Source organism: Massilia sp. CT11-108, from assembly GCF_047302915.1.
Classification (GTDB): domain Bacteria; phylum Pseudomonadota; class Gammaproteobacteria; order Burkholderiales; family Burkholderiaceae_D; genus Telluria; species Telluria orientalis.
Window position 1 is genome coordinate 1 of record NZ_JBKYMO010001484.1, and the last position, 278, is coordinate 278.

The following is a 278-nucleotide window of genomic DNA, read 5'->3' on the forward strand; positions in this document are numbered from 1 at the left end:
CTGTACCGCGGTCCGTGTCTCGGACGAGGTCGAGGGGGTGATGATCTTGATCCTGTTCTTCCTGACGTTGATAGTCACCGTTTTGGCCTTCTTGCGCGGTTGGGGATCGTCCTCGGTGTCAGCGGTGGTAGATGAGTTTGTGCGCTTCATGGCGCTTTTGGGCATGGGGAGGGCAGGTATTTTGGCGGGTGATCGGATCACGCGGTCATCTGCTGTAGGCTCAACATCGTGGTTCACCGAATGATCGGGAACACCATTCAGGGTGGCGACAACAACCT

1 protein-coding gene is annotated in these 278 nt (G+C 56.8%); it reads left to right on the plus strand.

Annotation, left to right across the window (positions count from 1 at the left end; genetic code table 11):
- The coding region (locus tag ACEN88_RS35375) for a hypothetical protein (protein ID WP_413347072.1) at window positions 1-244 on the plus strand (244 nt) is incomplete at its 5' end.
- Window positions 245-278 lie beyond the last annotated feature (34 nt).